Below are 21,869 nucleotides of genomic sequence, written 5' to 3' on the forward strand. Positions count from 1 at the left end.
TTTCCCGACGGAGCCCCCGCCCGATGACCCACATCCAGCCCAGGCCGCGCAAGTTCTGGCCGCCGGTCGATCCGGTCAGTTACACCAGCGTCGAGGAGGAGCGGCAGCACCGCAAGCAGCGGCTTGCCGCCACCTTCCGCCTGTTCGGCCGCTACGGCTTCGACCAGGGGCTGGCCGGCCATGTCACCGCCCGCGATCCGGAGCATCCCGACCGCTTCTGGATCAACCCGCTGGGCCAGCATTTCCGCACCATCCGGGTGTCGGACCTGCATCTGGTCGACGGCGACGGCACCATCCTGCAGGGCGACTGCGCCATCAATCAGGCCGGCTTCACCATCCATTCCGCCATCCACCGGGCGCGTCCCGACGTGGTGGCCGCCGCCCACACCCATTCGACCTACGGCAAGGCATGGTCGGCGCTCGGCCAACCGCTCGCGCCGCTGAGCCAGGATGCCGCGGCCTTCTACGAGGATCAGGTCATTTTCGATCCCTATTCCGGCGTCGTCCTGACCGAAGGCGAAGGCCAGCGGCTGGTGGAGGCGCTGGGCGACCGGAAGCTGGCGATCCTGAAGAACCACGGCCTGCTGACCGTCGGCCCGAGTGTGGAGGCCGCCGCCTGGTGGTTCATCAGCGCCGACAACGCCGCCCACACCCAGCTGCTGGCCGAGGCCGCCGGCCGGCCCCAGCCCATCGACCATGAAACGGCCCTGCTGACCCGCTCCCAGGTCGGGACCCATCAGGGCGGCGCCTACAACTTCCACCCGCTGTGGGAATGGATCGTGGCGGCCGAACCCGACCTGCTCGACTGACCCTGTCCCGTCCCACCTTTCGCGAAAGCACAAGAACGATGACCGCGAATCCGGCTTCTCCCCTTTCCCGCCCATTGGCCCGCCCCCTGTCCCGCCGCGGCCTGATCGCCGCCGGCGCCGTCACCCTCGCCGCCCCCTTCGTTCTGCGCCGCCGGGCGGTGGCGGCGGAACCGCTCCGCCTGTCGTGGAACGCGGGGGCCGTCTGCTTCTCCGCCGTGCCGCTGGCCTTCCAGCTCGACCTGTTCAAGAAGCACGGGCTGGAGGTCGAGCTGGTCAACTTCACCGGCTCCACCGACCAGCTGCTGGAGGCCATCGCCACCGGCAAGGCCGATGCCGGCGTCGGCATGGCGCTGCGCTGGCTGAAGCCGCTGGAGCAGGGCTTCGACGTGAAGATCTCCGCCGGCCTGCATGGCGGCTGCATGCGGCTGTTCGGGGCCAAGGCGGCCGGGGTGAAGACGGTGCTCGACCTGCCGGGCAAGGTGATCGGCGTCAGCGACATGGCCAGCCCGTCGAAGAACTTCTTCTCGGTCGTGCTGACCAAGTTCGGCCTCGACCCCAACAAGGACGTCGAATGGCGCCAGTTCCCGGCCGACCTGCTGGGTCTGGCGGTGGAGAAGGGGGAAGTCCACGCCATCGCCGACGGCGACCCGCTGGTGTGGAGCCAGACCAAGAACCCGCAGATGGTGGAGATCACCAACAACGTCTGCGGCGAGTTCGCCACCCGCACCTGCTGCCTCGTCGGCGTGCGCGGCAGCCTGCTGCGCGACAACCGCCCGGCGGCCAAGGCACTGACCGCCGCCCTGATCGAGGCGCAGCACGCGGCCTACGCCGACCTGCGCGCCGCCGCCGCGGCCTATGCCCCCTTCGCCCCGAAATTCCCGGTGGAGGAGCTGGAGGCGATGCTGCGCAGCCACGCCCACAACGTCACCCCCATCGGCGACGAACTGCGCCAGCAGCTGGCGCTCTACACCGACGAGCTGAAGAGCGTGTCGGTCATCAAGCGCTCGACCGACAGCCAGCGCTTCGCCGGGCGCATCACGGTCGACCTCGCCTGAACCGGTTCCATTGTAGCGGGATTGCCTGCCATGCCCTTTGACGACCTGCCCTTTCCGGCCTCTCCGTTCGCCGGGACCGCTCCAGCCTTGGCGGTCGACCCTTCGCTGATCGCCACCCTGTCGGCGGAGTTCGCGACGCGCGCCGCGGAGCATGACGGCGCGGCCAGCTTCCCCTTCGAGAATTTCGAGCGGCTGGCAACATTCGGGCTTCCGGCGCTGGTCACCCCGGAAGCGGCGGGCGGCAAGGGCGGCGGGCTGCGCGATGCGCTGGCGGTGGTGAACGGGATCGCCGCCGGCGAACCATCCACCGCGCTGGTCCTGGTGCTGCAATATGTCATCCACAACCAGCTCTGGCGCGGGTCCGCCTGGCCGGAGGCACTGCGCGAGCGCATCGCCCGCTCCGCCGCGACCGATGGCGCGCTGATCAACATCCTGCGGGTGGAGCCGGAACTGGGCACGCCGCACCGCGGCGGGCTGCCGGCGACGGTGGCGCGCAAGGTGCCGGGCGGCTGGCGCATTTCGGGCGCCAAATCTACTCCACCGGCATTCCGGCGCTGTCCTGGCTCGGTGTCTGGGCCCGCACCGACGATGCTGAACCGCTGGTCGGCACCTGGGTGGTCCCGCGCGGCACCGGCCTCGCCGAACAGGGGATCGAGGTGCGGGAAAGCTGGAACCACATCGGCATGCGGGCCAGCGGCAGCCACGAGGTGGTGTTCCGAGACGTGTTCGTCCCCGACGACCATGCCGGCGAATTGCGCCCGCCCGCCGGCTGGGCCGCCCCCGACGCGGTCGCCACCGCCTGGATGGCCACCCTGTTCAGCGGCGTCTATGACGGCATTGCCCGCTCCGCCCGCGACTGGCTGGTCGGCTTCCTGCACGCCCGCAAGCCGACGGGGCTGAACGGTGCGTCGCTCGCCACCGTCCCCCGCCTGCAAGAGGCTCTGGGCGGGATCGAGGCGCTTCTGCTGACCAACCGCATCCTCCTGCGGTCCCTGTCGGCGGCGATGGACGGCGGCACGTCGCCTTCGCAGAGCGACGCCCTGCTGGTGAAATACACGGTGACCGACAACGCCATCGACGCGGTGGCGCGGGCACTGGAGGTCACCGGCAATCCCGGCCTGTCGCGCGACAACCCGCTGGAGCGCCATCACCGCGATGTCCTGTGCGCCCGCGTCCATGCCCCGCAGAACGACATGATCCCGACCGGCGCCGGGCGCGCCGCTCTGTCACGGTGATCGGCAGGCCGTCATTGCAAGGCGTAGCGAACGGGAAGCGTGATGTCGATCTGGGAGCGGCCCAATCCGGCAGGGATGGCGGGAAGCGGCGACGCACGCTGGATCATCTCCTCCGCGGCCCGATCGAGGCTGCCGTGCCCCGATCCCTGGACAATCGTCCAACCCGTGATGGTGCCGTCGGCGACGATGGTGAAGCGGACCAGCACGGTGCCTTCCTCCCGCATCAGGCGCGCGGCCTGCGGATAAATCTTGTGACGGGCCAGCCTTGCCTGGATCGTGCCGAAGTAATCGGTCGCCTGCCTGTCGGAGTTGGCCGACGGGTCCGAGGGTGGCGACGAAACCGCCGCCGGAGCGGCTGGCTGGGTCGCCGGTGCGAATGACGCCTGCACAGCCGGCTCCTCGGCGCGCCCGGACCTGTCCGTCAGGGGGATTGCGGCCGGCAGGGCCCTGGTGGGAGACGGGGTACGCTGCGGGGGGCCGGGAGATGGCCGGCGTGCCGGAATGGGCGGCCGGACGGGCGGCGGCGTTTCCTCCTTGAGCGGCTCCGCCGGAACCGGCGCGGACGGCTCCGCGACCGGTGTGTCGGCGACCGGCGGCATCGGGGCATCGGAAGGCGATTCCGCAGCAACGTCGCCGGTGTCGGGTGGTGGCGGCGGCACCGGGTCCGGCTGCCGCAGCGGCTCGGACGCAGGGTCCGGAACCGCCTCCGGCCGGGCGCCCTCCTCCGAGTCCATGACACTTTCCGCAACCGGCCCCGATGGCGATGGCGACGGCGGTTCCGCCGCAGCCGCGACGAAGGAAAGCTCCACCGCATGCACCGCCGGCGGGGGAGCCGGCGGTGCATGCAGACCGACCGCAAGGGCGATCACCTCCACGTGCAAGGCGAGCGACAACGGCAGGCTCCACCGCGCCGCCCCGGTCCGGGCGGCCGATGGAACAGGTGCCGTTTCCGCGGCAAGACGGGGCGAGGCGGCAATCGTCCGGTGCTCGGGCATGGAGCGGACCTTCGGCAGGGTGAGGCGCGGTGCGACGGACGGTCCGCCTTAGAACTTCACCGTCATGCCGGCGATGAAGGACCGCCCCGCCCCCGGCAGCGCGCCGACCGTGCCCCGGCTTCCCCCCGCCCGGAAATCGGCATAGTCGACACCGCCCAACGGCAGGTAATACTGCCGGTCGAACAGGTTCTCGACACCGGCATCGACCCGGACATTCCCCCACTCGTATCCCGTCCGCAGATTGACCAGCGCGTAGCTGGGCGTCTTCGGCTCGTTGCGCGCCGCTTCCACCCGGTCCTTGCGGGCGGTCGCCTGCAACTCGACGGCGCTGTTCCATCCGCCCAGCCGGTGCTCCATCGTCAGCAAGGCGTTCAGCGGCATGATGTGATAGAGCGCGTCGCCGGTGTCGAGGTTGCGGCCATGCACCCAGCCGACCACGCCGGACAGGCGGAAGGAGCCGATCCTGTCATCCTCGTAGAGCCCGGCCGCCGCCGACAGGTTGGCGCCGACCAGGATGGCGTCATGGTTGGCGAAGCGCAGCTTGACGAAGCCGTTGCTCAGCGTGCCGATCCGCTCGACGTCGATGAAATCCTGCACATAGGTGTAATAGGGGATCAGCTTGACTTCCCAGGATTTGCGGGCGGCATTGTGCAGCGAGAGGGTGGTGCTGACGGTGTTGGCGATCTCCGGCTTGAGGTCGGGGTTGCCGACATAGCCGTTGGCGTCGCCGAACCAGCCGTTCATGCTGCTCGACATCCCGCCGGTGCCCCAGGCGTAGCGCTCGTAGAGGTTCGGCGAGCGGGTCTTGCGGGCGTAGCCGGCTTCGATCGCGCTGGTGTCGGAGGGGGTGTAGCGGACCAGGGCCGTCGCATCGAAATTGACGTCGGTGCGGCCACGGCCGCGGGCGTTGAAGGCGCGTGCGTCGGCCGCATCCGGGTTGGCCATCCGCATCATGCCCATGCCCAGGCTGTTCTGCCAGGAATAGGGCTGCACCGCGCCGGTGTCCATCCACACCACGTCGTTGCGCACGCCGAGCAGCGTCGTCCAGGCCGGCGACCAGGCGGCCTCCCACTCGGCGAAGGTACCGAGGCGGTTGCGGGTGCCGTCCTTGACGTTCCAGTAGGTCAGCGGACTCATCATGCTGCTGCCGGCCACCGGGTCCCACCAATCGTCGAGATGGGTGTGGCGGAACTCGCTGCCGACGCGCAGGGTGTCGCGTGCCGACAGCGGCAGCGTCGCCTTGACCGAATAGCCGGCGTCGGTGGTCAGCGTGTCCATCGGCATGCCGCCGCCGGCGCTGCCACCCTTGTCCTCCAGGAAATTCATGGTGTGCCGCGTCCGCCGCCAGTTGGCGCGGGCGTCGAGATTTCCCAGTCAAAGGCCCCTTCGTACCGGCCGTTGAGGAAGGCGGTGCGGTTGTCGGTCAAATCCATGCGCTGGGTGGGAAAGCCCTGGTAGGGCATGGTCTGGATACCGCCCTGCAACGTGACCTGATGCCCGTCGCGGCGCGCCCCGAACGTCACCGCATTGTCCTGCACGTTGTAGAGGGTCGAGCGGACGGTCTGACCGTCGCCGGCCTTGTAGTTCCCGGCCCGGCTCCAGGATCCGCTGTAGCCCAGGCTGAGGCTGTCGGTGGCGACGGACGCCTCGGCGGCCCCCGTCACGCCGCGGCCGTTGGACCGGTAGGAGGCCGACAGTTTGCCCTCGGTATGCACCGCCTCGCCCGCCGGAGCGAAGACCGGAGGCGCGCTTTCGGCGGCGATGGTGCCGGCGATGCTGTCGCCACCGGCGCTGACCGGCGTGATGCCGGCCAGCACCTCGATCTTGGACAGGCGCGTCGGCGTGATGGTGGACAGCGCCGGGTTCATCTGGTTGGGGCAGGCGGGCGCGACGGGCGCGCCGTCGACCAGCACATTGACGCGGTCGGCGCCCAGCCCGTTCAGCGCCGGCAGGCTCGACACGCCGCCATTGCCGTAGAGGCTGACGCCGGGCAGGCCGCGCAGCAAGGCCGCGACGTCTCCGGTGGCGGGCCGGCGGGCGGCCAGCCCATCTCCGCCCAGGGCGGTGCCGACGGCCAGGGCATCGTCCGGGCCTGCGATCACGGAAATCGCCGGAAGCGATTGGGCAAGCGGCGGACCAAACGGCGGAATGGTCTGGGCGGACACAGCGGCGGGGAACAGTGCGGTGAGGGCAGCACCGGACAGCAGGGCGGCGCGCAGGGCGCCGGCCGCGGCGAAACGCAACATCATGAGATATCTCGATCTGAGGCCAGCCGAACACGGCTCCGCGCCATCGGCGCGAAGGATGTGCAAGGCTGCGAACAGGGAAGGTCGGCAAGGGCGGATCGCCGCGCGGACGTCCCGCACGGCGATCCCGCAATTCCGGCCTCAGACCGGTGGCGCGCGGGCCTGAAGGGTGGAGAGGAACCAGCCGGCGGCGATCACGTCGCCGGGCAAGACTTCCGGGCTGTGGCGCCCGACCGACGCGCGCGTCATCGGCAAATCCGGCGGCGGCATCGCCAATCCGCCGATCAGCGGACAGAGCGGGCAGGAACCGCCCGACATCAGCAGATCGCCTTGGAGCAGATCGCCTTGGCCCGAATCGTTCTGCGCCAATCGCTCTCGTCGCCTGCCGGATCGCCTGCCATTCCGTGGTCGTCCATAACCACGGTCTTGAACCCATCCGGCGTGCAGATGACGATCCGGCTGCTCTCGGCCGCATTGGCGGATGCGATGACGGCGGGCATCCAGGCCCAGGCGACGACCTGCAACAGCAGCGCAATCGCACCGGCCGCAAGGCCGGCCCGTCGCGTGGGTCGCAGTCTGTCCTGGGTCGCGCTCATGCCGATCCGTGCATCGATCCATCTTGCCCATCGCACGTGCAACCGCACGCATTGGGTGCGGCACATTAGCCGAAGTGCCGCAGTCGGGATCAGCGGCATTTTCCCGCAGGCCCCAGATCCGACGCCCGGATCCGACGGCGAACTTCTCCTTGCAGGTCGCACGATGGCACGATATGTAACGTTATAACATAACATTTTGGATATGGACTCTCCGATGCTTTTGTTCGTTCGCAAAGCTTGACCGGGGGCGCCGCGTCGCTCATGAATGGTCCCGGTTCTGGTTCTTCCGGCGGTTCGCCACCGGAAGCTAAGAGGGAACCCGGTGAGCCGCCGACCCTGCGAAGGGAAGTGCGGTGAGGCCGGGGCTGCCCCCGCAACTGTGAGCGGCGAGCCGTACCGTCATTTCAAGCCACTGGCGCCCATCGGCGCTGGGAAGGCCCGACGGAACGGCGACGACCCGCAAGCCAGGAGACCTGCCAGCACCACAACGAAACGTCCTCGGGCGGGGTGTCCCGGTGGAACGCTTGCCATGCGTGTGCCCGGACTCCGCTCCGGTCGCGTCGCATGATCCGCAAGACGTCCGCCATGCCTCCCCGTCCGCAAAGACAGGAAGCACGGATGGCGTCAGCGCCCTTCCCCACAGAGGCATCGCTCCCTCTCCCCGCCATCGCGGTGGAACGGCTGAGGTGCCGGCTGGCCGGCCGCATGGTCCTGTCGGACATCGGTTTCTCGGTTTCCGGCGGTGAAATCCTCGGCATTCTCGGGCCGAACGGCTCGGGCAAGACCACGCTGCTGCGCTGCCTCGCCGGCCTGCAAACCCCGTCCGCCGGCCGAATCCTCATCGACGGCGACGATCCGCGCGCCCTGCGGCCGGTCGAACTGGCCCGCCGGCTGGCGCTCCAGGCGCAGGATTCCACCGCCGCACTCGGCTTCACCGTTCGCGACGTGGTCGGCATGGGGCGGCTGGTTCACCGCCGCTCCCCTTTCGCCGGAGCCGGGGCGGAGGACCGCGCCATCGTCGAGGATGCCCTGGACCGGCTGGAGCTGTCCGGGCTGGCCGGGCGTGCGGTCGAACAGCTGTCGGGCGGCGAACGCCAGCGGGTGATGATCGCCCGCGCCCTGGCCCAGCGTCCGCGCATCCTGCTGCTCGACGAACCGACCAACCACCTGGACATCTACCACCGCTTCGCCGTGCTCGACCTCGTGCGCTCGCTCGGCATCACCGTGGTGGCGACGCTGCACGACATCGAGCTGGCAGCCCGCTGGTGCGACCGCATCCTGCTGCTGGCCGACGGACGGCTCCAGGCCGATGCCGCGCCGGAGGGCGCGTTGACCCCGGACCGGCTGACCGCCGTCTACCGCGTCGCCGCGGCGGTGGACCGCCGCCCCCAGGACGGCCGGCTGCGCATCGACCTGTCGCCCCTGACGGAGTCACCACGATGAGACGCATTCTCCGCGGCGTTCCGCCTTTCACTCCGGTCTTCGCCTTGGCCCTCGCCATGCAAGCCGGCGGCGCCCTCGCCCAATCCTATCCGGTCGAGGTCGCCAACTGCTTCGAGACCGCCCGCTTCGCCGCGGCCCCGAAGCGGCCGATGGTCCACGACACCAACATGACGCAGACCATGCTGGACCTCGGCCTCGCCGACCGGCTGGCCGCCGTTTCCGGCATCGAGGGGGTGGAGCACCGGCTGGTCGCTCCGCCGGGCGTGGTCGCGGCGCTGCCCCGGCTGCCCGACCGCTCGCCGACGCTGGAGGCGGTGCTGTCGGTCAATCCAGACTTCCTGTTCGCCGGCTGGAGCTATGGCTTCAACGAGGCCCGCGGCCTCACCCCCGCCCGGCTGGCGGAGATGGGCGTGGCGACCTACACGCTGCGGGAAAGCTGCATCCGCATCGGCCCGCGCGAGCCGATCGGCATGGACACGCTTTATGCCGATCTGCTGGCGCTGGGCGCCATCTTCGGCGTGACGGAGCGTGCCGAGGCCATGGTCGCCGATTTCCGCCGCCGGGTCGCCGCCGTCACCGAGCGTGTCGGCGGCGCCGCCGACCGGCCGCGCGTGATGTATTGCGACCAGTGCCACACCGACGCGGCGCCCCTGTCTGTCGGGCGCGAAGGGATGACCAGCCTGCTGATGGAGCTGGCCGGCGGGCGCAACATCTTCGACGACATCCCCGACAGCTATGTCCGGGTGAGTTGGGAGGAGATGGTGCGGCGCGATCCGCAATGGATCATCGTCAGCGCCCACCGCATCCCGGCCGAGGACGCCATCCGACACCTGACCTCGGCACCGCAGTTGGCCGACGTCGAGGCTGTGCGCAAACGGCAGTTCATCGTGCTGACCTATGCCGAGCAGACGCCCTCCACCCGCAATGTCGAGGCGCTGGAGCGGATGGCGCGGACCCTGCACCCGGAGCGCTTCACACCATGAAGCGCTCCCGCCTGCTGGGCCTGTCGCTGCTGCTGACCTCCGCGCTGGCCCTGTCCGCGGTGGCCGCCGTCGGCTTCGGCGCCGCCCGCGTCCCCATCCCGAAGGTCTGGGCGGTCGTCATGCACGAGCTGTGGCCGGCGCTGGCCCCGCCCGCCGAGGCCAGCCGGGCCGAACGCAACATCGTCTGGGAATTGCGGGTGCCGCGCGTTCTGCTGAGTGCGCTCGCCGGGGCCGGACTGGCGGCGGTGGGGGCCGTGCTTCAGGTGCTGACGCGCAACCCGCTGGCCGACCCCTATCTGTTCGGCGTGTCGGCCGGCGCCTCGGTGGGGGCGGTGACCGTTCTGCTCTATGCCGGCGCGGTCGCCGGAATGCTGGGTTTGCCGGTCGCCGCCTTCCTCGGTGCGCTCGCGGCGATGCTGGCCGTCTTCTCCGCGGCACGCGGGCGCGACGGCGTGGTGACCGGCGAAAGGCTGGTGCTGACCGGTGTCGCCGTCGCCTTCATCCTGCACGCCGTCACCAATGTCCTGATCGTCATGGCGACGGATCGTGGCGACGACGCCGCGCTGTTCTGGATGATGGGCGGCTTCGGCACCGCACGCTGGAGCGTGCTGCCCGTTCCGGCCGGTCTGGTCGTCGGCGGGCTGCTGTGGCTGTGGCTGCGGGCGGAGACCGTCAACACGCTGGCCCTGGGCGACGATGCGGCCCGCTCGCTCGGCACCGATCCGGGCCGCCTGCGGCTGGAGCTTTTCCTCGTCACCGCCCTGATGACCGGGGCGCTGGTGTCGGCCTGCGGCGGCATCGGCTTCGTCGGGCTGGTGGTGCCCCACATCGCGCGGATGCTGGTCGGCGGGCATCTGCGAGCGCTGCTGCCGGTGGCAGCACTGGGCGGGGCGCTGCTCCTGCTGTGGGTGGACGTCGTCGCCCGGTCCCTGTTCGCCCCGCGCGAAATTCCGGTCGGCATCGTCACGGCACTGGTCGGCGGCACCTTCTTCCTGTGGCTCATGCGGCGGAGAGGCTCGCTATGACGGAGACCCCGGCGAACCCGCCATCCAGGCGCGCCATCGTCCTGTACGGGCGCGCCTCCTTCGACCATGGGCAGAACCTGAAGGCGCTCGCATCGGCTCTGGCCGCCCGGCACGCGGCACGCGGCGAAGCCGTTACGGTCACGACCGCCCACGCCGACCTGTCCGGCCCCGCATTGCCCGGCGTGCTTGCGGATCTGGAGCGGGACGGCGTGACCGAGGCCCTGGTCATTCCCGCCATGGTGCCGTCCGACCCCAGCCTGTCGGCGTGGCTGCCGGGCGCGCTCAGCCATTGGGCCACGACGACCGGCACCGCGATGGCCATCCGGCTGGCGCCGCCGGTGGAAAGCGCGCTCGACCTGCCCGCCGCCCTCGACCGCATCGCCCTCAACTCCATCGCCGGCGGGCCGTCGGATACCCCTGCACAGGATGTCCGCGGAACCGAGCCCAGCCTCGGCAAGCCCGGCTGGTCGGCAATCCCCGAACATGGCCGGCAGCTCTTCGTCTGTGTCGGCGCCCGCTGCCTGCATCGCGGTGCCGAGCCGCTGTACCAGCATCTGCGTGCGGCGATGAAAGGGCACCGCGCCCTGAACGCCGGTCCGCGCCGGGCGATGTGCGCGCGGACGAGCTGCCTTTACCCCTGCAACCGCGGACCGCTGCTGGTCGTCCAGCCCGACGCCGTCTGGTACGGCGACCTGACGACCGGGAAGATCGACCGCATCGTCACCGACCACCTGCTGTCCGATACCCCGCCCGCCGCCGACATCCTCCACCGCAATCGCCCGGCGGAGCGGGCGGAGGACGACCCCATGGGGTGATCCGGCCTCCCTGATCTCCGGCCGTCCGGCTTTTCAACTCGACCGAACGGCGCCGTCCACCCAGCACCCCGCACACCCGTCAGCCGCGAAGCACCGACTTCGCGGAATGCCGTCTCCCGTCCTTTTTCATCCTGAGGAATTGTCCATGCTTCCTGCCCATCCTGCCCGCATCGTTTCCGGCCGGCACAATCGCCGGCGCTCCGGTTCGCTGGCGACGCTGCTCCTGGTCGCCGCATCCTTCGGCCCTGCGGCGGCCGGAGCGGCCGAATCCGAACCGCCGGTCACTCTGGACCCGGTCACCGTCACCGGCCGGGCAACGGACGCCGCTGCCGCCGGGCTGGCGCTCGACCGGCCGAACACCGGCGGCAGCCGGCTCGGCCTGACGCCGCTGGAAACCCCGGCCAGCGTCGAGGTAATCGACGGCCGGACCATCCGCGACCGCGGCCAGACCAGCGTGACGGAGGCCGTCACCCAGAACGCCACCGGCTTCACCTCGCTGGCGGCTCCCGGCAACGGCGGATCGTCGCTGGCGACGCGCGGTTTCGCCGGCCATGGCTCGGTGATGCAGCTTTATTACGGGACGCGGCTCTATGTCGGGTCGGGCACCGTCACCTTCCCGTTCGACGCCTGGTCGGCCGAACGCATCGAGGTGCTGCGCGGTCCGGCCTCCGTCCTCTATGGCGAGGGCGCCATCGGCGGCGTGGTCAATGTGGTGCCCAAGCGCCCGACCACCGATTTCCGCAACGAGGCGACCGTCGCCGTCGGCACCGACGGCACCCGGCGCGCCGCCTTCGGCAGCGGCGGTCCGGTCGGGGAAAAGCTGTCCTACCGGCTGGACGCCAGCGGCAACCGCTCCAACGGCTGGGTGGATCGCGGCGACACGAAGAATCTCGCGGTGTCCGGCGCGGTGAAGCTACAGGCGACTCCGGATCTGGCCTTCACCCTGTCCAACGATTATGGCGACCAGCAGCCGCAGGAGTATTTCGGAACCCCGCTGATCGCGGGCAGCCTCGACCGCGCGCTGCGGCATCGCAACTTCAACGTGGCCGACAGCGACATCCGCTATCGCGACAACTGGACCCAGCTGAAGACCGAATGGGCGGTGTCAGACGCGCTGACCCTGCGCAACACCGCCTACCACCTGACCAGCCACCGCCACTGGAAGGATGTGGAGAGCTACGCCTGGAATGCCGCCACCCGGGGCATCCAGCGCAGCAGCTACATCGAGATCTACCACGACCAGCGGCAGGTCGGCGACCGCTTCGACGCGACCTGGCGCAACAGCGTCTTCGGCATGAAGAACGAGATGGTCGGCGGCTTCGACCTGAACCGGATCGAATTCAAGCACACCAACAATTCGCCCTATGGCGGGTTCAGCACGGTCGATCCGTTCGACCCGGCACCCGGCCTGTTCCTCAACAGCGCCGGCACCTCCCCGCGCAGCCGGTCGCGCACCCGCCAATATTCCCTGTTCGCCGAGGACCGGCTGGCGGTGACGCCGCAGCTGTCGCTGGTCGGCGGCATCCGCTACGACGCCCCCACCGTCGAGCGCTGGGATCTGGTGGCGGGAACCGCCTATACCAAGGACTTCCGGGCCACCAGCTGGCGGACCGGCGCGGTGTACGAGGTCATTCCCGGACTGGCCCTCTACGGCCAGTACGCCACCGCCGTCGACCCGGTCGGCAATCTGGTCTCGCTGTCGCCGACGCAGAAGGACTTCGATCTGTCCACAGGCCGGCAGATCGAGATCGGCGTCAAGCAATCCTTCCTCGAAGGGCGTGGCGAGTGGACGCTGGCCGCCTACCGCATCGTCAAGGACAAGCTGCTGACCACCGACCCCAACCAGCCGGCGGTGACGGTACAGGTCGGGCAGCAATCCTCACGCGGGCTGGAGGCGTCCCTGTCGCTCGGCCTGTGGGAAGGCGTGCGGGTGGACATGAACGGCGCGATGCTGCGGGCGAAATATGACGACTTCACCCAGACGGTGTCGGGCCGCGCCGTGTCCTACGCCGGCAACGTGCCGACCGGCGTGCCGGAGCGCACCGCCAATGTCTGGGCGAACTGGGCCTTCCTGCCGGGCTGGGAGGTGCGGGCCGGCGTGCAGTATGTCGGCAAGACCTACGCCGACGCCGCCAACACCAGCGTCCGGCCCTCCTACACGGTGGTCAATGCCGGGCTGGATTACCGGCCGACCGACAACACCAAGCTCAGCCTGCGCGCCTTCAACCTGTTCGACGAGGTCTATGCCGTGGCCGGAAGCACCGGCAGCTGGGTGCTCGGCCGTCCGCGCTCGGCGGAGCTGGCCTTCTCGATGACCTTCTGACCCTTCGGCATTCCGCCCGGTCCGATCGCCGGAACCGGGCGTCCCCTGCCCGTCACGCCCTGCGGTGCAGACCACGGGGCACGCACACGCGCATGCCGGCATCGCCGACCGGCAGCACATCCACCTCCGCGCCATAGACCTCGCGCATCATCTCCGCGGTGATCACGTCCGCCGGCGGGCCGAAACGGGCGAGCCGGCCGTCGTGCAGCAGGGCCACGCTGTCGGCGACGGCGAAGGCATGCTCGGGATGGTGGGTGGAGAAGACGACAGCAAGACCTCCCTCGTCGGCCAGCCGGCGCACCTGCTCCAGCACCCGCAGCTGGTTGCCGAAATCGAGGCTGGCGGTCGGTTCGTCCAGCACCAGCACGCGCGACGCCTGGGCCAGCGCCCGTGCGATCAGCGCCAGCTGCCGCTCGCCGCCGCTGATGCGCAGCCAGTCCCGCCCGGCCAGATGGGCGATCCCGAGACGGTCCAGCGCAGCCCCGGCGGCGGCATGGTCGCCGGCGGAAGGGGCGGCGAACGGCCCGCGGTGGGCGGTGCGGCCCATCAGAACCATCTCGCCGACGCTGAAGGGAAACTGCCCGGCGCCGGCCTGCGGCACATAGCCGAAGGCCAGCGCGCGGCGGCGCGGGTTCCAGCCGCCGACATCCTCGCCATCGACCAGGATGCGGCCGCCATGCGGGGGGAGCAGGCCGAGGATCGTCTTGAACAGCGTCGTCTTGCCGCCACCGTTGGGGCCGAGCAGACAGAGAACCTGCCCGGCCGCCACGGCGAATCCGACGGCGGCGCCGATGGTCCGCTCGCCATGGCCGAAGGCCAGATCCTCGACGGCAAGCCGTGCGCTCATGACCAGCCCCGGCGGCCGAAGGCCAGCAGCCAGAGGAACACCGGCGTGCCGATGACCGCGGTCAAGACCCCCAGCGGCAGCTCGACCCGGCCGATCCCGCGCGCCAGCGTGTCCACCGCCAGCAGATAGGCCGCCCCCAGCAGCACGGCGGTGGGCAGCAGGCGCACGAACGCCGGCCCGACCATCAGCCGGGCGAGATGCGGCACCAGCAGCCCCACCCAGCCGACGATGCCGGCGACGGAAACGGCGGCGGCGGTCATCAGCGTCGCCGCCGCGATGACCACGGCACGGACGATGCGCACCGACACGCCGAGCGAGGTGGCCTCCTCATCGCCCAGCGTCATCACATCCAGCCGCCAGCGCAGCAGCACCAGCGGAACCAGCGCCACCGCCACCGGCGGCGCCAGTGCGGCAAGATCGGCGCGGTTGACCGCCGACAGGCTGCCGAGCAGCCAGAAGGTGATGGCCGGCAGCTGGTTGTACGGGTCGGCAAGATACTTGAGCAAGGCGACGCCCGATCCCAGCAGAGCGCCGATGACCACACCGCCCAGCACGAGGACCAGCACCGGATCCCGCCCGCGCACGACGGAGGCGAGCCCATAGACCGCCGCCACCGCCACCAGCCCCCCGGCGAAGGCAAGCCCCTGGATGGCGATCACCGGAAGCGAGGCGAAGATGCCGAGCACCGCGCCCAGCGCCGCCCCCGACGAGACCCCCAGTATGTCCGGCGAGACCAGCGGGTTGCGGAACAGCCCCTGATAGGCGGCACCCGACGCGGCGAGCCCGGCGCCGATCAGCATGGCGGCGAGCACGCGCGGCCCGCGGATTTCCCAGATCACCGTCTCCACCGTGCGCGGAACGCTCAGGGAAGCCCCCGTCGCCTTCGACCACAGGAGTGCCGCGATCTCGCCCGGCGACACGGGGAAGGCGCCGACATGGAAGGCGACGAGTACAGCCGCCAGCAGCACGGCGGCGACACCCCCCAGCACCAGGGCGAAAGGCATCTCACCCCGGCGGGCGCGAACTGGCGAGGAGGTCGTCGATCTGCCGATCGTCCGGTGCTCGGTGGTAGAAGAGGGCATAGAAGCGTCGCGTCTCCTCACGCAGGTCTTCCGGGAAAAGGTCAGGGTACAACACCTTGCCGAGCCAGCGCAGGCCGAGCAGCCGGTTGGCGGAGGGCGGCGAGTCGATCCAGGTGAAGGGCAGTCCCGGCGACAGGTAGACACGCCGTTCGCGCACCGCCTTGACGCCCTGCCACAGCGGGTCGGTCCACACGCTGTCGTAAAAACCACGGTCGATGGTGACGATGGCGTCGGGCTGCCACGCCAGCACCTGCTCCATGGAGACATTGACGATGCCGCCGTCGCCCAGCGCTTCGGCGGCGACGTTGCGCACCCCGGCGACGTCGAGCGCCTCGACATTGATCGAGCCGCGGATACCGGTCTGCAACCCGCGCGGTCCCCGCGCCATATAGACCTTCAGCCGCCGGTCCGCGGGAATGCTCTCCAGGCGCCGGCGCACCTCGGCCAGCGTTTCCTCGGCGTAGCGGGCCAGCCTTTCCCCATGCTCCGGCACGCCGAGCAGCCTGCCCACGGTCCGGAAGGTCCCGGCCGATTCCGCCAGCCGCCCGTCGATCAGCACGGTCGGCACGCCGGTCTGCTCCTGAACGCGATCCGCGAGCGATATGAAGGTCGGAGCCGTGCTGCCGATGTCGAGGACGATGTCCGGCCGGGCACCGACGACCGCTTCCAGGTTGACGGTGTTGCCGCGCCCGGTCAGCCGCCCCAGTTCCGGCAGATCGGCGAATCCTTCCGGCAGGAACGGGCGCTCCGGAGGACTGATGGCGCGGGTCCAGCCCAGCAGCTTCTCGGGCGCCAGCATGTAGACGATGACCGAGGCAGGCGGACCGGCGGGAAACACCCGCTCGACGCGGGGCGGCGGGGCGACCCGACGCCCGGCTGAATTGACGACCGACTCCTCCGCTGCAGCAATGGGCTGGGCAATGGGCTGTGTGGCACAGACTCCAAGAAGGAGCCCGAAGCTCAGCCAAAGCACGGCAAGCCGGGGGCGAAATGGTTTGGCACGACCGGGCCGCATGATCGCTCCGGATGGTGAACATGTGTCGGCCCAAGACGATGGGGGCTCGTCGCCCCGTCGTCCATAGGCCAATGGCGTTGCCCACTGGCGGTCCGCTCTTTCCCGGCACGATCATCAAGGCAACGGAGGAGGGTCGCGAACGTCACCGGACCGGAAACAGCACGAAGCCACCGAGAGTTGATTCTGCCGCCAATGGCGATGCAATGCCCAACCCTGCTTAAAACAGCCGATCCAGATTGGCCAGTTCCTGGCGACGCTGCGCCACCGGTCGTTCGAAACTGGCTTGATTCTTGGTGGCGATCAGGCTGTAGGGTCGCCCCTTCCGCTCCGTCGTCAGGTCGACATCTGCCTTGCCCCGCAGGGCGATGTCTTCCAAATTGCCCCGGACCTGCTCGGCCGCCTTCATGGAGCGGTTGATCCAGCGCCTGGGCCGGGTCAACCGGGCCGGCGGCGAGGGGCGGGTCGCCCGCATGACCGTTGTGGTGCCACCGGATATGGACGCTGAAACCCGCGCCCGGCTGGTGGTGTCCCTGCGCGCCCTGCCGCAGCTCGACGACGGCAGCCTGGATGCCGGAGGCCTGGATGATGCCGGCAGCCTGAACGCCAGTCCGGGTGCCCTGCTCGCGCTGCGGCAGGCGCATCCCGACCTGATCGCGGCCGCGACCCCGGCGCCGCTGTACCCCCTGCTCGCCCGCGCGACGGTGGATACCTGGGGGATGACCGCGCTGGAGCATTATGCCGGCCGGCAGGCTCCGGGCCCTTAGCTGCGCGGCTGGGAGGAGGAGGCATCGGCAACGCTGCTGTGGCGCTGCCATCTGCCCTGGCGCGAGGGGCATCCCACCGATGCGGAGCTGGAAGACTTTTTCGACGCTACCCTGCCCCACATTCTGGAAGGGCTGGAGGCGCCGGTGGAGCGTATCCGCCGTGTGCTTGCCGCCCGGCTAGGCTGCCGGCCGGACGAGACGCCGGCCCTTGGTGCTGCTAACCACCGCACACACCGTCAAAGCCACCTTCACCGCGCGAACCGGCCGCCGAACACGACCGCAAGCGAGGACGGATGATCGAGGGGGACGCGCTTGCCGATCTTCGTCGGCCTGCCGGGCAGCCGCCGCTCCGGTGATGGTCGCAGACTCGGCGCTGCGCTTCGCCTTGGTCAGTTGCTGCCGCAGTGAAGTCCCTTCCGCGCGCAGGGCACCACAGTCCGCTTCCGTTGCCCGCCGCTTCTCCTGCTCCAGCACCAGAGCGGTCTTCGTACGTGCCAAGTCCCTGGTGAGTTCCTCGGCGCGCGTCTCCGCCGACACGCGCGCCTGCTGCTCGCGCATCAGCACGCCGCGCGATTTCTCGTACGCGGTCGCCATGGCGCCGCGGGCGACGGTGACGATGCCATCGGCCAGAGAGGCCGCGGCATCCGGCTGCGCCTGCTCGGTCTTCGCCGCGATGGTCGCGACGCTCCGCGTGGCAGCATCCAGTTCCTCCCGCAGCCGCGCCGCTTCCACCGTCGGTTACGGCGCCGTCGACATCCTGTCACTTGCCTCAGGAACGGCGGTCCCGACGGAGCCCGGTTCGGGCGCGCGCGCTTTCCATTCCGCGTCGCGGATCTCCAGATAGTCGAGCACCATCGCGTGTATTCCGCTCCACAAGGCGCGGTCATGCCAGTCAACGACCACACCGGAAGGAGCTTCGACCTTCACCATCCCACCCGTTTCCCGGCTGAAGCGGACCCCTTGCGCTTCCAGCTCTTCGATCCGGACAACGGCACGAGCCAGACGCACCGACTTTTCGTCGGGCATTGCACGTCTGGACTTTTCGAGTTCCGCCACGATGGCATTGAATTCATGAGGCATAACGTCCACTCCTCCAAAATCCAGAGCGCGCCCCTCGACGACCGGGTGATAGGCCGGACCGAGCGGCACCTGGGAAAGCTGTTCAGGGATTGGCCCGGCGGCGCCGAGGTCCTGCTGTTGACGGTGGCGATGCCACTTCGACCGCTGAGATACGCGATGAGGCGCTCCGGCCTCGGCCAAGACCTCGTTGCACAGTTGCTCCCACAGCTTGCGGCTTCCGATCAGAAAGGCCTTCCGCGACAGGTCGCGGTCCTTCGGGCCCAGGGCGCCGTCGACGAGCGGGCGCGTCGTCGCCAGAACGTGGGCGTGCGGCTGGTAGACGACGAGGCGCCCGTCGGGCAACTCCAGGGCGTGGGGGCCGTCCACTGGTGGAGTGCTGGGGACACTGGCCACCGAGATCACCGGCCACGCGAGATCGACCGTGTTCGCCAGCCTCTCGGCGGCGGCCGGCACCCTGGGGTCCAGGGGGCGCCCGTACAGGTGGACCGCAATGTCGGCGATCAGGCTGCGTGCCACGAGGTGCTCATCGACGAAGCGCTCGACCGACTGGATCGACGTCGCGATGGGGACCTCCCGGCTGAGCGACAGCGTGTATTGCGAGCGCCAGCGTCGCGTCACGGCGCCGTTCACTGAGTTCCACCCGGGTCCACAAGGTCTGCCGGTCGGCGCACCAAGCAGGCGCGTCCGCGGGCACGCGGATGTCGGTGTGGTGAACGCCCGATTTGCCCGTGAAGTCCGCAACCGCCGACACAGGATCCTGCCCCTTCGCCGCCCACGCCTCCCGCAGGTCGGCGCCGATGGTCAGACCGACCCCAGCCTGGTAAGCGGCCGCTGCGATGACGGTGCGGAACCGGTCACCGGACTGGTAGGCGGCCGATGCGCCGGCCGTCGCGCCGGCGGCGCGGGAGAGCATGCCCTGTTCGATGCGAAAGTATCCCAAGTCCGCCACGGCATCGGCACCTCCCCGCCGTCGTCGATCCGGCGACCGGCCCTGGCCGGCCCCGGAGGCGTTGCGGCCCGCCGCAACGCCTAACTGCACACTTCTTCGCTCGAGGTTGCCCGTAGCGAGGGCCGGAGGTCCGACGCCCCGGGCAGCTTGGTTCAGAAGAAAGCGTATGGAGGGTTCCGCCCCGCCGCATCGGACGCCGGGCAATTTTCTGCACGGCCTGGGTGAAATGGTGGAGCTGAGCGGCCCGCAGGCGGAGGGGTGGGATCGACGTGGATGGCGACGGTAAGGCCGGTATCAGGTGCCGCTACCCGGTAGCGCTACCGCGGTATCACCTCACCATCGGCCGGCTTGGACCGGAACCGTCAAGATTCCGTCGCCGCAGCCCTTTCCTGGCATCGCAACTCATCCAGATACTCAGCCGGCCGACGGCACGGCCGCCCAAACCGCAGTCCCCGCAGAGGTTCTGGATGTCCTGCTCCCAGCCCACCCATCCTCTGATCACGCGCGAGTCCGTCTCGGAAGCGGTCAGCAAGATCGTGTCGAAGGACAGCGCCTATCCGTCCTACCGCCGCATCCGCGCCGAGATTGGCGGGGGTTCCTTGCGCGACGTATCGCGCTTCATCCATGACATCAGGAAGACCGATCCTCACCTCTTCGTCATTCAGAAGGGCGCGGTCAGCGCGTCGGGCGATGCGTTCGCGGGAGGGCCGGTTGTCGTCCAGTCCTGCGCCGCGGCCGAGCAGATGCGGCGCGCCATCGACGGCGCCTTTGTCCAGCCGCCCCAGCAGGATCAGCGGACCGTTCCGCTCGAGAAGCTGCTCGGATTGGCCCGCATTCTGACGCGCCATGAGATGCGCCGGCGGCCGTCCCAGGCCGGCTTCATGACGTTCGCTGCCGGCCTCGCCCTTGTTCTTCTCGCCGCCCTGATCGCGTTCTCCCTGAAGGCCCTGCGATGACCGTCCTCCACCACCCCCGGCCCCGCGCCGTCATCTACGCGCATTACTCGACCGACAAGCAGCGCCAGGAATTGATCGCCAACCAGATCGAGCTGTGCCGGCGTTACACCGTCCAGCAGGGCTGGGAGGTTGTCGATACCTACACGGACGCGGCGATCAACGGCGCCTCCCGGCACCGCCCGGGCTTTCTGAAGCTGGTGGATGACGCCGGGCGCCGCCGCTTCGATGTCGTAGTGTCGGAGGGCATCGACCGTCTGGGCCGACAATTGGCGGACACCTCCGATCTCTATGATCGCCTCAACTTCCACAATATCAAGCTGTACATGCCGCACCTCGGCGAAATCACCACGCTCCACATCGCCATCATGGGCATGATGGCGCAGGTACAGCTCAAGGAGATCGGTCAGAAGACCCGACGCAGTCATCTCGGCCTCGCCAAGGAGGGATGTACTCCCGGCGGCAAAGCCTATGGATACGATGTCGTCGACGGCGACAAGGCTGGTGGCGGGTACCGCCGCATCAATGCGGACGAAGCCGCCGTTGTCCGCCGAATCTTCACGTTGTACGCCGACGGCATGAGCCCCCGCGCCATCGCCCGCCTGTTGAACGATGAGAACGTTCCAGGTCCCAGGGGGTAGGAGATGGGTCGATACCACGATTCGCGGACAGGTCGCCCGCGGGACCGGTATCCTCAACAACGCCAATTATGCCGGCGTCCTGGAATGGGGACGTTGCGAGTTCGTCAAGGAACCGGGCACCGGCAAGCGCGTCGCCCGCATCAACCCTCAGGCAAAGCGGGAGATTGTCGAAGTCCCCGAGCTGCGCATCATCGACGACGTTCTGTGGAACCGCGTCAAGGTGCGACAGGAGGCGGTTGCCACCGAGATCGGTCGGGATGAGCAGGGCAACGCTCTGAACCGCGACCAGGAGCGCGCCCTCGTCGGCATCGACCGGAAGATCGCGTCGATCCTGGAGGCGGTGGAGAACGGGATGTACAGCCCGTCCCTGAAGGAGCGGCTGTCCGCCCTGGAGGCCGAGCGTGCCACGCTCGCCGCCGAGATCGGCGCCCTGGGGACGGAGGCGCCGGAGATGATGCTGCCGGCCAACCTGCCGGAGCTGTACCGGCGGAAGATCGCGGAGCTGGAATCCGTGCTCGGCGACGGCGACGAGGGGATGGCCGCGATGGAGATGATCAGGTCCATGGTCGACCGAGCACCTCGATAAACCGGCCTTTTTGGGCAGTTAGGCCACGGAACGGGGTTGATCCGGTGAGAAACCGGCAAATTTGGGGTCGCAATCCCGATTTTGATGCGAGAAGGCGGAAATATGCGGCGATTTTGGCACTATACGGGCGCAGTTTGCCCCTCGAGCCAGATCAGGCGTCGGAAATTGTAGGCGAGGTTGGCGATGCCGATCTTCACCGTGGCGCGCGCCAGGCCGATGGTGCGGATGAATAGCGCCATGCGCTGCTTCTGGTCGGCGAACACATGCTCGACGGCGGATCGCACCATCGAACGGGCGCGGTTGGCGCGCTGGTGCGGCTCCGGCATCGGCCGTCCCTTCGGCTTGCGGAAATGCACCATGCTGCGACGGCCCGCCGCTGCGATGGCCGCTTCATTGGCTTTCGAGCGATAGGCGCTGTCCGCCCACA

Annotated in this window: 24 protein-coding genes, 1 pseudogene and 1 riboswitch (1 of these 26 cut by a window edge); of the genes and pseudogenes, 12 read left to right on the top strand and 13 right to left on the bottom strand. The window is 69.4% G+C overall.

Annotated features, from left to right (window positions below; genetic code table 11):
* The first annotated feature begins 23 nt into the window (after positions 1-23).
* From ABNQ40_RS12650 to ABNQ40_RS12660, 3 genes and pseudogenes are all read left to right on the top strand, one after another.
* Positions 24-809 carry a class II aldolase/adducin family protein gene (locus ABNQ40_RS12650; protein ID WP_109051667.1) on the top strand — a complete coding sequence of 262 codons (786 nt, stop codon included), beginning with the start codon at positions 24-26 and terminating at the stop codon, positions 807-809.
* A 38-nt stretch (positions 810-847) separates the two neighbouring features.
* Positions 848-1,864: an ABC transporter substrate-binding protein gene (locus ABNQ40_RS12655; protein ID WP_247880029.1), complete on the top strand. Its 1,017-nt coding sequence runs from the start codon at positions 848-850 to the stop codon at positions 1,862-1,864.
* A 30-nt stretch (positions 1,865-1,894) separates the two neighbouring features.
* Positions 1,895-3,099, top strand: a pseudogene (locus ABNQ40_RS12660) (acyl-CoA dehydrogenase family protein).
* Positions 3,100-3,110: 11 nt separating this feature from the next.
* Here ABNQ40_RS12660 and ABNQ40_RS12665 read toward each other — a convergent pair.
* The 5 genes from ABNQ40_RS12665 to ABNQ40_RS12685 form a co-directional block, all read right to left on the bottom strand.
* Entirely contained in the window at positions 3,111-4,094 is a 984-nt protein-coding gene (locus tag ABNQ40_RS12665; protein ID WP_391346729.1) for an energy transducer TonB, read from the bottom strand.
* A 48-nt stretch (positions 4,095-4,142) separates the two neighbouring features.
* Positions 4,143-5,420, bottom strand: coding sequence for a TonB-dependent receptor domain-containing protein (locus tag ABNQ40_RS12670; protein ID WP_391346731.1), 1,278 nt, complete (start codon positions 5,418-5,420; stop codon positions 4,143-4,145).
* Positions 5,417-6,343, bottom strand: a complete 927-nt coding sequence (locus tag ABNQ40_RS12675) for a TonB-dependent receptor plug domain-containing protein (protein WP_391346733.1) — start codon at positions 6,341-6,343, stop codon at positions 5,417-5,419. Before ABNQ40_RS12675 ends, ABNQ40_RS12670 begins: the two co-directional genes overlap by 4 nt.
* Positions 6,344-6,481: 138 nt before the next feature.
* On the bottom strand, positions 6,482-6,658 hold the full coding sequence (locus ABNQ40_RS12680) for a hypothetical protein (protein WP_391346735.1): 177 nt from the start codon (positions 6,656-6,658) through the stop codon (positions 6,482-6,484).
* Entirely contained in the window at positions 6,658-6,936 is a 279-nt protein-coding gene (locus ABNQ40_RS12685) for a hypothetical protein (protein WP_391346738.1), read from the bottom strand. The genes ABNQ40_RS12680 and ABNQ40_RS12685 overlap by 1 nt, the downstream gene beginning before the upstream one ends.
* Positions 6,937-7,197: 261 nt before the next feature.
* Positions 7,198-7,432, top strand: a riboswitch (cobalamin riboswitch).
* Positions 7,433-7,554: 122 nt separating this feature from the next.
* Here ABNQ40_RS12685 and ABNQ40_RS12690 point away from each other — a divergent pair.
* The 5 genes from ABNQ40_RS12690 (at position 7,555) to ABNQ40_RS12710 (ending at position 13,525) form a co-directional block, all read left to right on the top strand.
* On the top strand, positions 7,555-8,379 hold the full coding sequence (locus ABNQ40_RS12690; protein ID WP_391346740.1) for an ABC transporter ATP-binding protein: 825 nt from the start codon (positions 7,555-7,557) through the stop codon (positions 8,377-8,379).
* Complete coding sequence (locus ABNQ40_RS12695) at positions 8,376-9,362, top strand: ABC transporter substrate-binding protein (protein ID WP_109051673.1); 987 nt, start codon at positions 8,376-8,378, stop codon at positions 9,360-9,362. The genes ABNQ40_RS12690 and ABNQ40_RS12695 overlap by 4 nt, the downstream gene beginning before the upstream one ends.
* Positions 9,359-10,387, top strand: a complete 1,029-nt coding sequence (locus tag ABNQ40_RS12700) for a FecCD family ABC transporter permease (protein WP_391346743.1) — start codon at positions 9,359-9,361, stop codon at positions 10,385-10,387. The genes ABNQ40_RS12695 and ABNQ40_RS12700 overlap by 4 nt, the downstream gene beginning before the upstream one ends.
* A complete protein-coding gene (locus tag ABNQ40_RS12705) occupies positions 10,384-11,202 on the top strand; it encodes a ferredoxin (RefSeq protein WP_109051675.1) in 819 nt (272 codons plus the stop codon). Before ABNQ40_RS12700 ends, ABNQ40_RS12705 begins: the two co-directional genes overlap by 4 nt.
* A 145-nt stretch (positions 11,203-11,347) precedes the next feature.
* Positions 11,348-13,525 carry a TonB-dependent siderophore receptor gene (locus ABNQ40_RS12710; protein WP_109051676.1) on the top strand — a complete coding sequence of 726 codons (2,178 nt, stop codon included), beginning with the start codon at positions 11,348-11,350 and terminating at the stop codon, positions 13,523-13,525.
* Positions 13,526-13,577: 52 nt separating this feature from the next.
* Here ABNQ40_RS12710 and ABNQ40_RS12715 read toward each other — a convergent pair whose 3' ends face one another.
* From ABNQ40_RS12715 to ABNQ40_RS12730, 4 genes are all read right to left on the bottom strand, one after another.
* Complete coding sequence (locus tag ABNQ40_RS12715) at positions 13,578-14,372, bottom strand: ABC transporter ATP-binding protein (RefSeq protein WP_109051677.1); 795 nt, start codon at positions 14,370-14,372, stop codon at positions 13,578-13,580.
* Positions 14,369-15,376, bottom strand: coding sequence for an iron ABC transporter permease (locus tag ABNQ40_RS12720; RefSeq protein ID WP_109051678.1), 1,008 nt, complete (start codon positions 15,374-15,376; stop codon positions 14,369-14,371). The genes ABNQ40_RS12715 and ABNQ40_RS12720 overlap by 4 nt, the downstream gene beginning before the upstream one ends.
* A 1-nt stretch (position 15,377) precedes the next feature.
* Positions 15,378-16,253 (bottom strand): iron ABC transporter substrate-binding protein, encoded by an 876-nt coding sequence (locus tag ABNQ40_RS12725; protein ID WP_247880032.1) that lies wholly within the window; start codon positions 16,251-16,253, stop codon positions 15,378-15,380.
* A gap of 433 nt (positions 16,254-16,686) precedes the next feature.
* Positions 16,687-16,875 carry a hypothetical protein gene (locus tag ABNQ40_RS12730; RefSeq protein ID WP_109051680.1) on the bottom strand — a complete coding sequence of 63 codons (189 nt, stop codon included), beginning with the start codon at positions 16,873-16,875 and terminating at the stop codon, positions 16,687-16,689.
* On the opposite strand from ABNQ40_RS12730, the gene ABNQ40_RS12735 reads away from it, so the two are divergent.
* The gene (locus ABNQ40_RS12735; protein ID WP_109051681.1) at positions 16,874-17,233 is read left to right on the top strand and encodes a hypothetical protein; all 360 of its coding nucleotides are present in this window, start codon (positions 16,874-16,876) and stop codon (positions 17,231-17,233) included. The two genes, ABNQ40_RS12730 and ABNQ40_RS12735, sit on opposite strands and share 2 nt — an antisense overlap.
* A gap of 177 nt (positions 17,234-17,410) precedes the next feature.
* Here ABNQ40_RS12735 and ABNQ40_RS12740 read toward each other — a convergent pair whose 3' ends face one another.
* From ABNQ40_RS12740 to ABNQ40_RS12750, 3 genes are read right to left on the bottom strand one after another with little or no spacing between them, the layout of a single operon-like run.
* Entirely contained in the window at positions 17,411-17,965 is a 555-nt protein-coding gene (locus ABNQ40_RS12740; RefSeq protein ID WP_109051682.1) for a hypothetical protein, read from the bottom strand.
* A gap of 6 nt (positions 17,966-17,971) precedes the next feature.
* Positions 17,972-18,931 carry a hypothetical protein gene (locus ABNQ40_RS12745; protein WP_158285617.1) on the bottom strand — a complete coding sequence of 320 codons (960 nt, stop codon included), beginning with the start codon at positions 18,929-18,931 and terminating at the stop codon, positions 17,972-17,974.
* Positions 18,837-19,262 (bottom strand): MobA/MobL family protein, encoded by a 426-nt coding sequence (locus tag ABNQ40_RS12750; protein ID WP_109051684.1) that lies wholly within the window; start codon positions 19,260-19,262, stop codon positions 18,837-18,839. Before ABNQ40_RS12750 ends, ABNQ40_RS12745 begins: the two co-directional genes overlap by 95 nt.
* Positions 19,263-19,729: 467 nt before the next feature.
* Between ABNQ40_RS12750 and ABNQ40_RS12755 the strand changes: the two genes are divergently transcribed.
* Genes ABNQ40_RS12755 through ABNQ40_RS12765 form a run of 3 tightly spaced genes read left to right on the top strand, consistent with a single transcriptional unit; the run spans position 19,730 to position 21,442 of the window.
* A complete protein-coding gene (locus ABNQ40_RS12755; protein ID WP_199235423.1) occupies positions 19,730-20,218 on the top strand; it encodes a DNA-binding protein in 489 nt (162 codons plus the stop codon).
* Positions 20,215-20,856, top strand: coding sequence for a recombinase family protein (locus ABNQ40_RS12760; protein ID WP_282187225.1), 642 nt, complete (start codon positions 20,215-20,217; stop codon positions 20,854-20,856). The genes ABNQ40_RS12755 and ABNQ40_RS12760 overlap by 4 nt, the downstream gene beginning before the upstream one ends.
* Entirely contained in the window at positions 20,828-21,442 is a 615-nt protein-coding gene (locus ABNQ40_RS12765) for a recombinase family protein (protein ID WP_391346750.1), read from the top strand. The genes ABNQ40_RS12760 and ABNQ40_RS12765 overlap by 29 nt, the downstream gene beginning before the upstream one ends.
* Positions 21,443-21,561: 119 nt before the next feature.
* Here ABNQ40_RS12765 and ABNQ40_RS12770 read toward each other — a convergent pair whose 3' ends face one another.
* Positions 21,562-21,869, bottom strand: partial view of a transposase gene (locus ABNQ40_RS12770; RefSeq protein WP_391345271.1) — the end only. The gene runs 781 nt beyond the window's last position; the window shows 308 of its 1,089 coding nt (coding positions 782-1,089); its start codon lies beyond the right edge, outside the window — the gene reads right to left on this strand; it ends in the stop codon at positions 21,562-21,564.

This window comes from Azospirillum sp. A23 (assembly GCF_042938965.1).
GTDB lineage: Bacteria > Pseudomonadota > Alphaproteobacteria > Azospirillales > Azospirillaceae > Azospirillum > Azospirillum melinis.

What these genes read in the sequence shown, in the direction of transcription:
- ABNQ40_RS12650 (WP_109051667.1), top strand. Translation starts at nt 24, where the DNA reads ATGACCCACATCCAGCCCAGGCCGCGCAAGTTCTGGCCGCCGGTCGAT.
- ABNQ40_RS12655 (WP_247880029.1), top strand. Translation starts at nt 848, where the DNA reads ATGACCGCGAATCCGGCTTCTCCCCTTTCCCGCCCATTGGCCCGCCCC.
- ABNQ40_RS12665 (WP_391346729.1), bottom strand. Translation starts at nt 4,094, where the DNA reads ATGCCCGAGCACCGGACGATTGCCGCCTCGCCCCGTCTTGCCGCGGAA.
- ABNQ40_RS12670 (WP_391346731.1), bottom strand. Translation starts at nt 5,420, where the DNA reads ATGAATTTCCTGGAGGACAAGGGTGGCAGCGCCGGCGGCGGCATGCCG.
- ABNQ40_RS12675 (WP_391346733.1), bottom strand. Translation starts at nt 6,343, where the DNA reads ATGATGTTGCGTTTCGCCGCGGCCGGCGCCCTGCGCGCCGCCCTGCTG.
- ABNQ40_RS12680 (WP_391346735.1), bottom strand. Translation starts at nt 6,658, where the DNA reads ATGTCGGGCGGTTCCTGCCCGCTCTGTCCGCTGATCGGCGGATTGGCG.
- ABNQ40_RS12685 (WP_391346738.1), bottom strand. Translation starts at nt 6,936, where the DNA reads ATGAGCGCGACCCAGGACAGACTGCGACCCACGCGACGGGCCGGCCTT.
- ABNQ40_RS12690 (WP_391346740.1), top strand. Translation starts at nt 7,555, where the DNA reads ATGGCGTCAGCGCCCTTCCCCACAGAGGCATCGCTCCCTCTCCCCGCC.
- ABNQ40_RS12695 (WP_109051673.1), top strand. Translation starts at nt 8,376, where the DNA reads ATGAGACGCATTCTCCGCGGCGTTCCGCCTTTCACTCCGGTCTTCGCC.
- ABNQ40_RS12700 (WP_391346743.1), top strand. Translation starts at nt 9,359, where the DNA reads ATGAAGCGCTCCCGCCTGCTGGGCCTGTCGCTGCTGCTGACCTCCGCG.
- ABNQ40_RS12705 (WP_109051675.1), top strand. Translation starts at nt 10,384, where the DNA reads ATGACGGAGACCCCGGCGAACCCGCCATCCAGGCGCGCCATCGTCCTG.
- ABNQ40_RS12710 (WP_109051676.1), top strand. Translation starts at nt 11,348, where the DNA reads ATGCTTCCTGCCCATCCTGCCCGCATCGTTTCCGGCCGGCACAATCGC.
- ABNQ40_RS12715 (WP_109051677.1), bottom strand. Translation starts at nt 14,372, where the DNA reads ATGAGCGCACGGCTTGCCGTCGAGGATCTGGCCTTCGGCCATGGCGAG.
- ABNQ40_RS12720 (WP_109051678.1), bottom strand. Translation starts at nt 15,376, where the DNA reads ATGCCTTTCGCCCTGGTGCTGGGGGGTGTCGCCGCCGTGCTGCTGGCG.
- ABNQ40_RS12725 (WP_247880032.1), bottom strand. Translation starts at nt 16,253, where the DNA reads ATGCTGGCGCCCGAGAAGCTGCTGGGCTGGACCCGCGCCATCAGTCCT.
- ABNQ40_RS12735 (WP_109051681.1), top strand. Translation starts at nt 16,874, where the DNA reads ATGGAGCGGTTGATCCAGCGCCTGGGCCGGGTCAACCGGGCCGGCGGC.
- ABNQ40_RS12730 (WP_109051680.1), bottom strand. Translation starts at nt 16,875, where the DNA reads ATGAAGGCGGCCGAGCAGGTCCGGGGCAATTTGGAAGACATCGCCCTG.
- ABNQ40_RS12755 (WP_199235423.1), top strand. Translation starts at nt 19,730, where the DNA reads ATGTCCTGCTCCCAGCCCACCCATCCTCTGATCACGCGCGAGTCCGTC.
- ABNQ40_RS12760 (WP_282187225.1), top strand. Translation starts at nt 20,215, where the DNA reads ATGACCGTCCTCCACCACCCCCGGCCCCGCGCCGTCATCTACGCGCAT.
- ABNQ40_RS12765 (WP_391346750.1), top strand. Translation starts at nt 20,828, where the DNA reads ATGAGAACGTTCCAGGTCCCAGGGGGTAGGAGATGGGTCGATACCACG.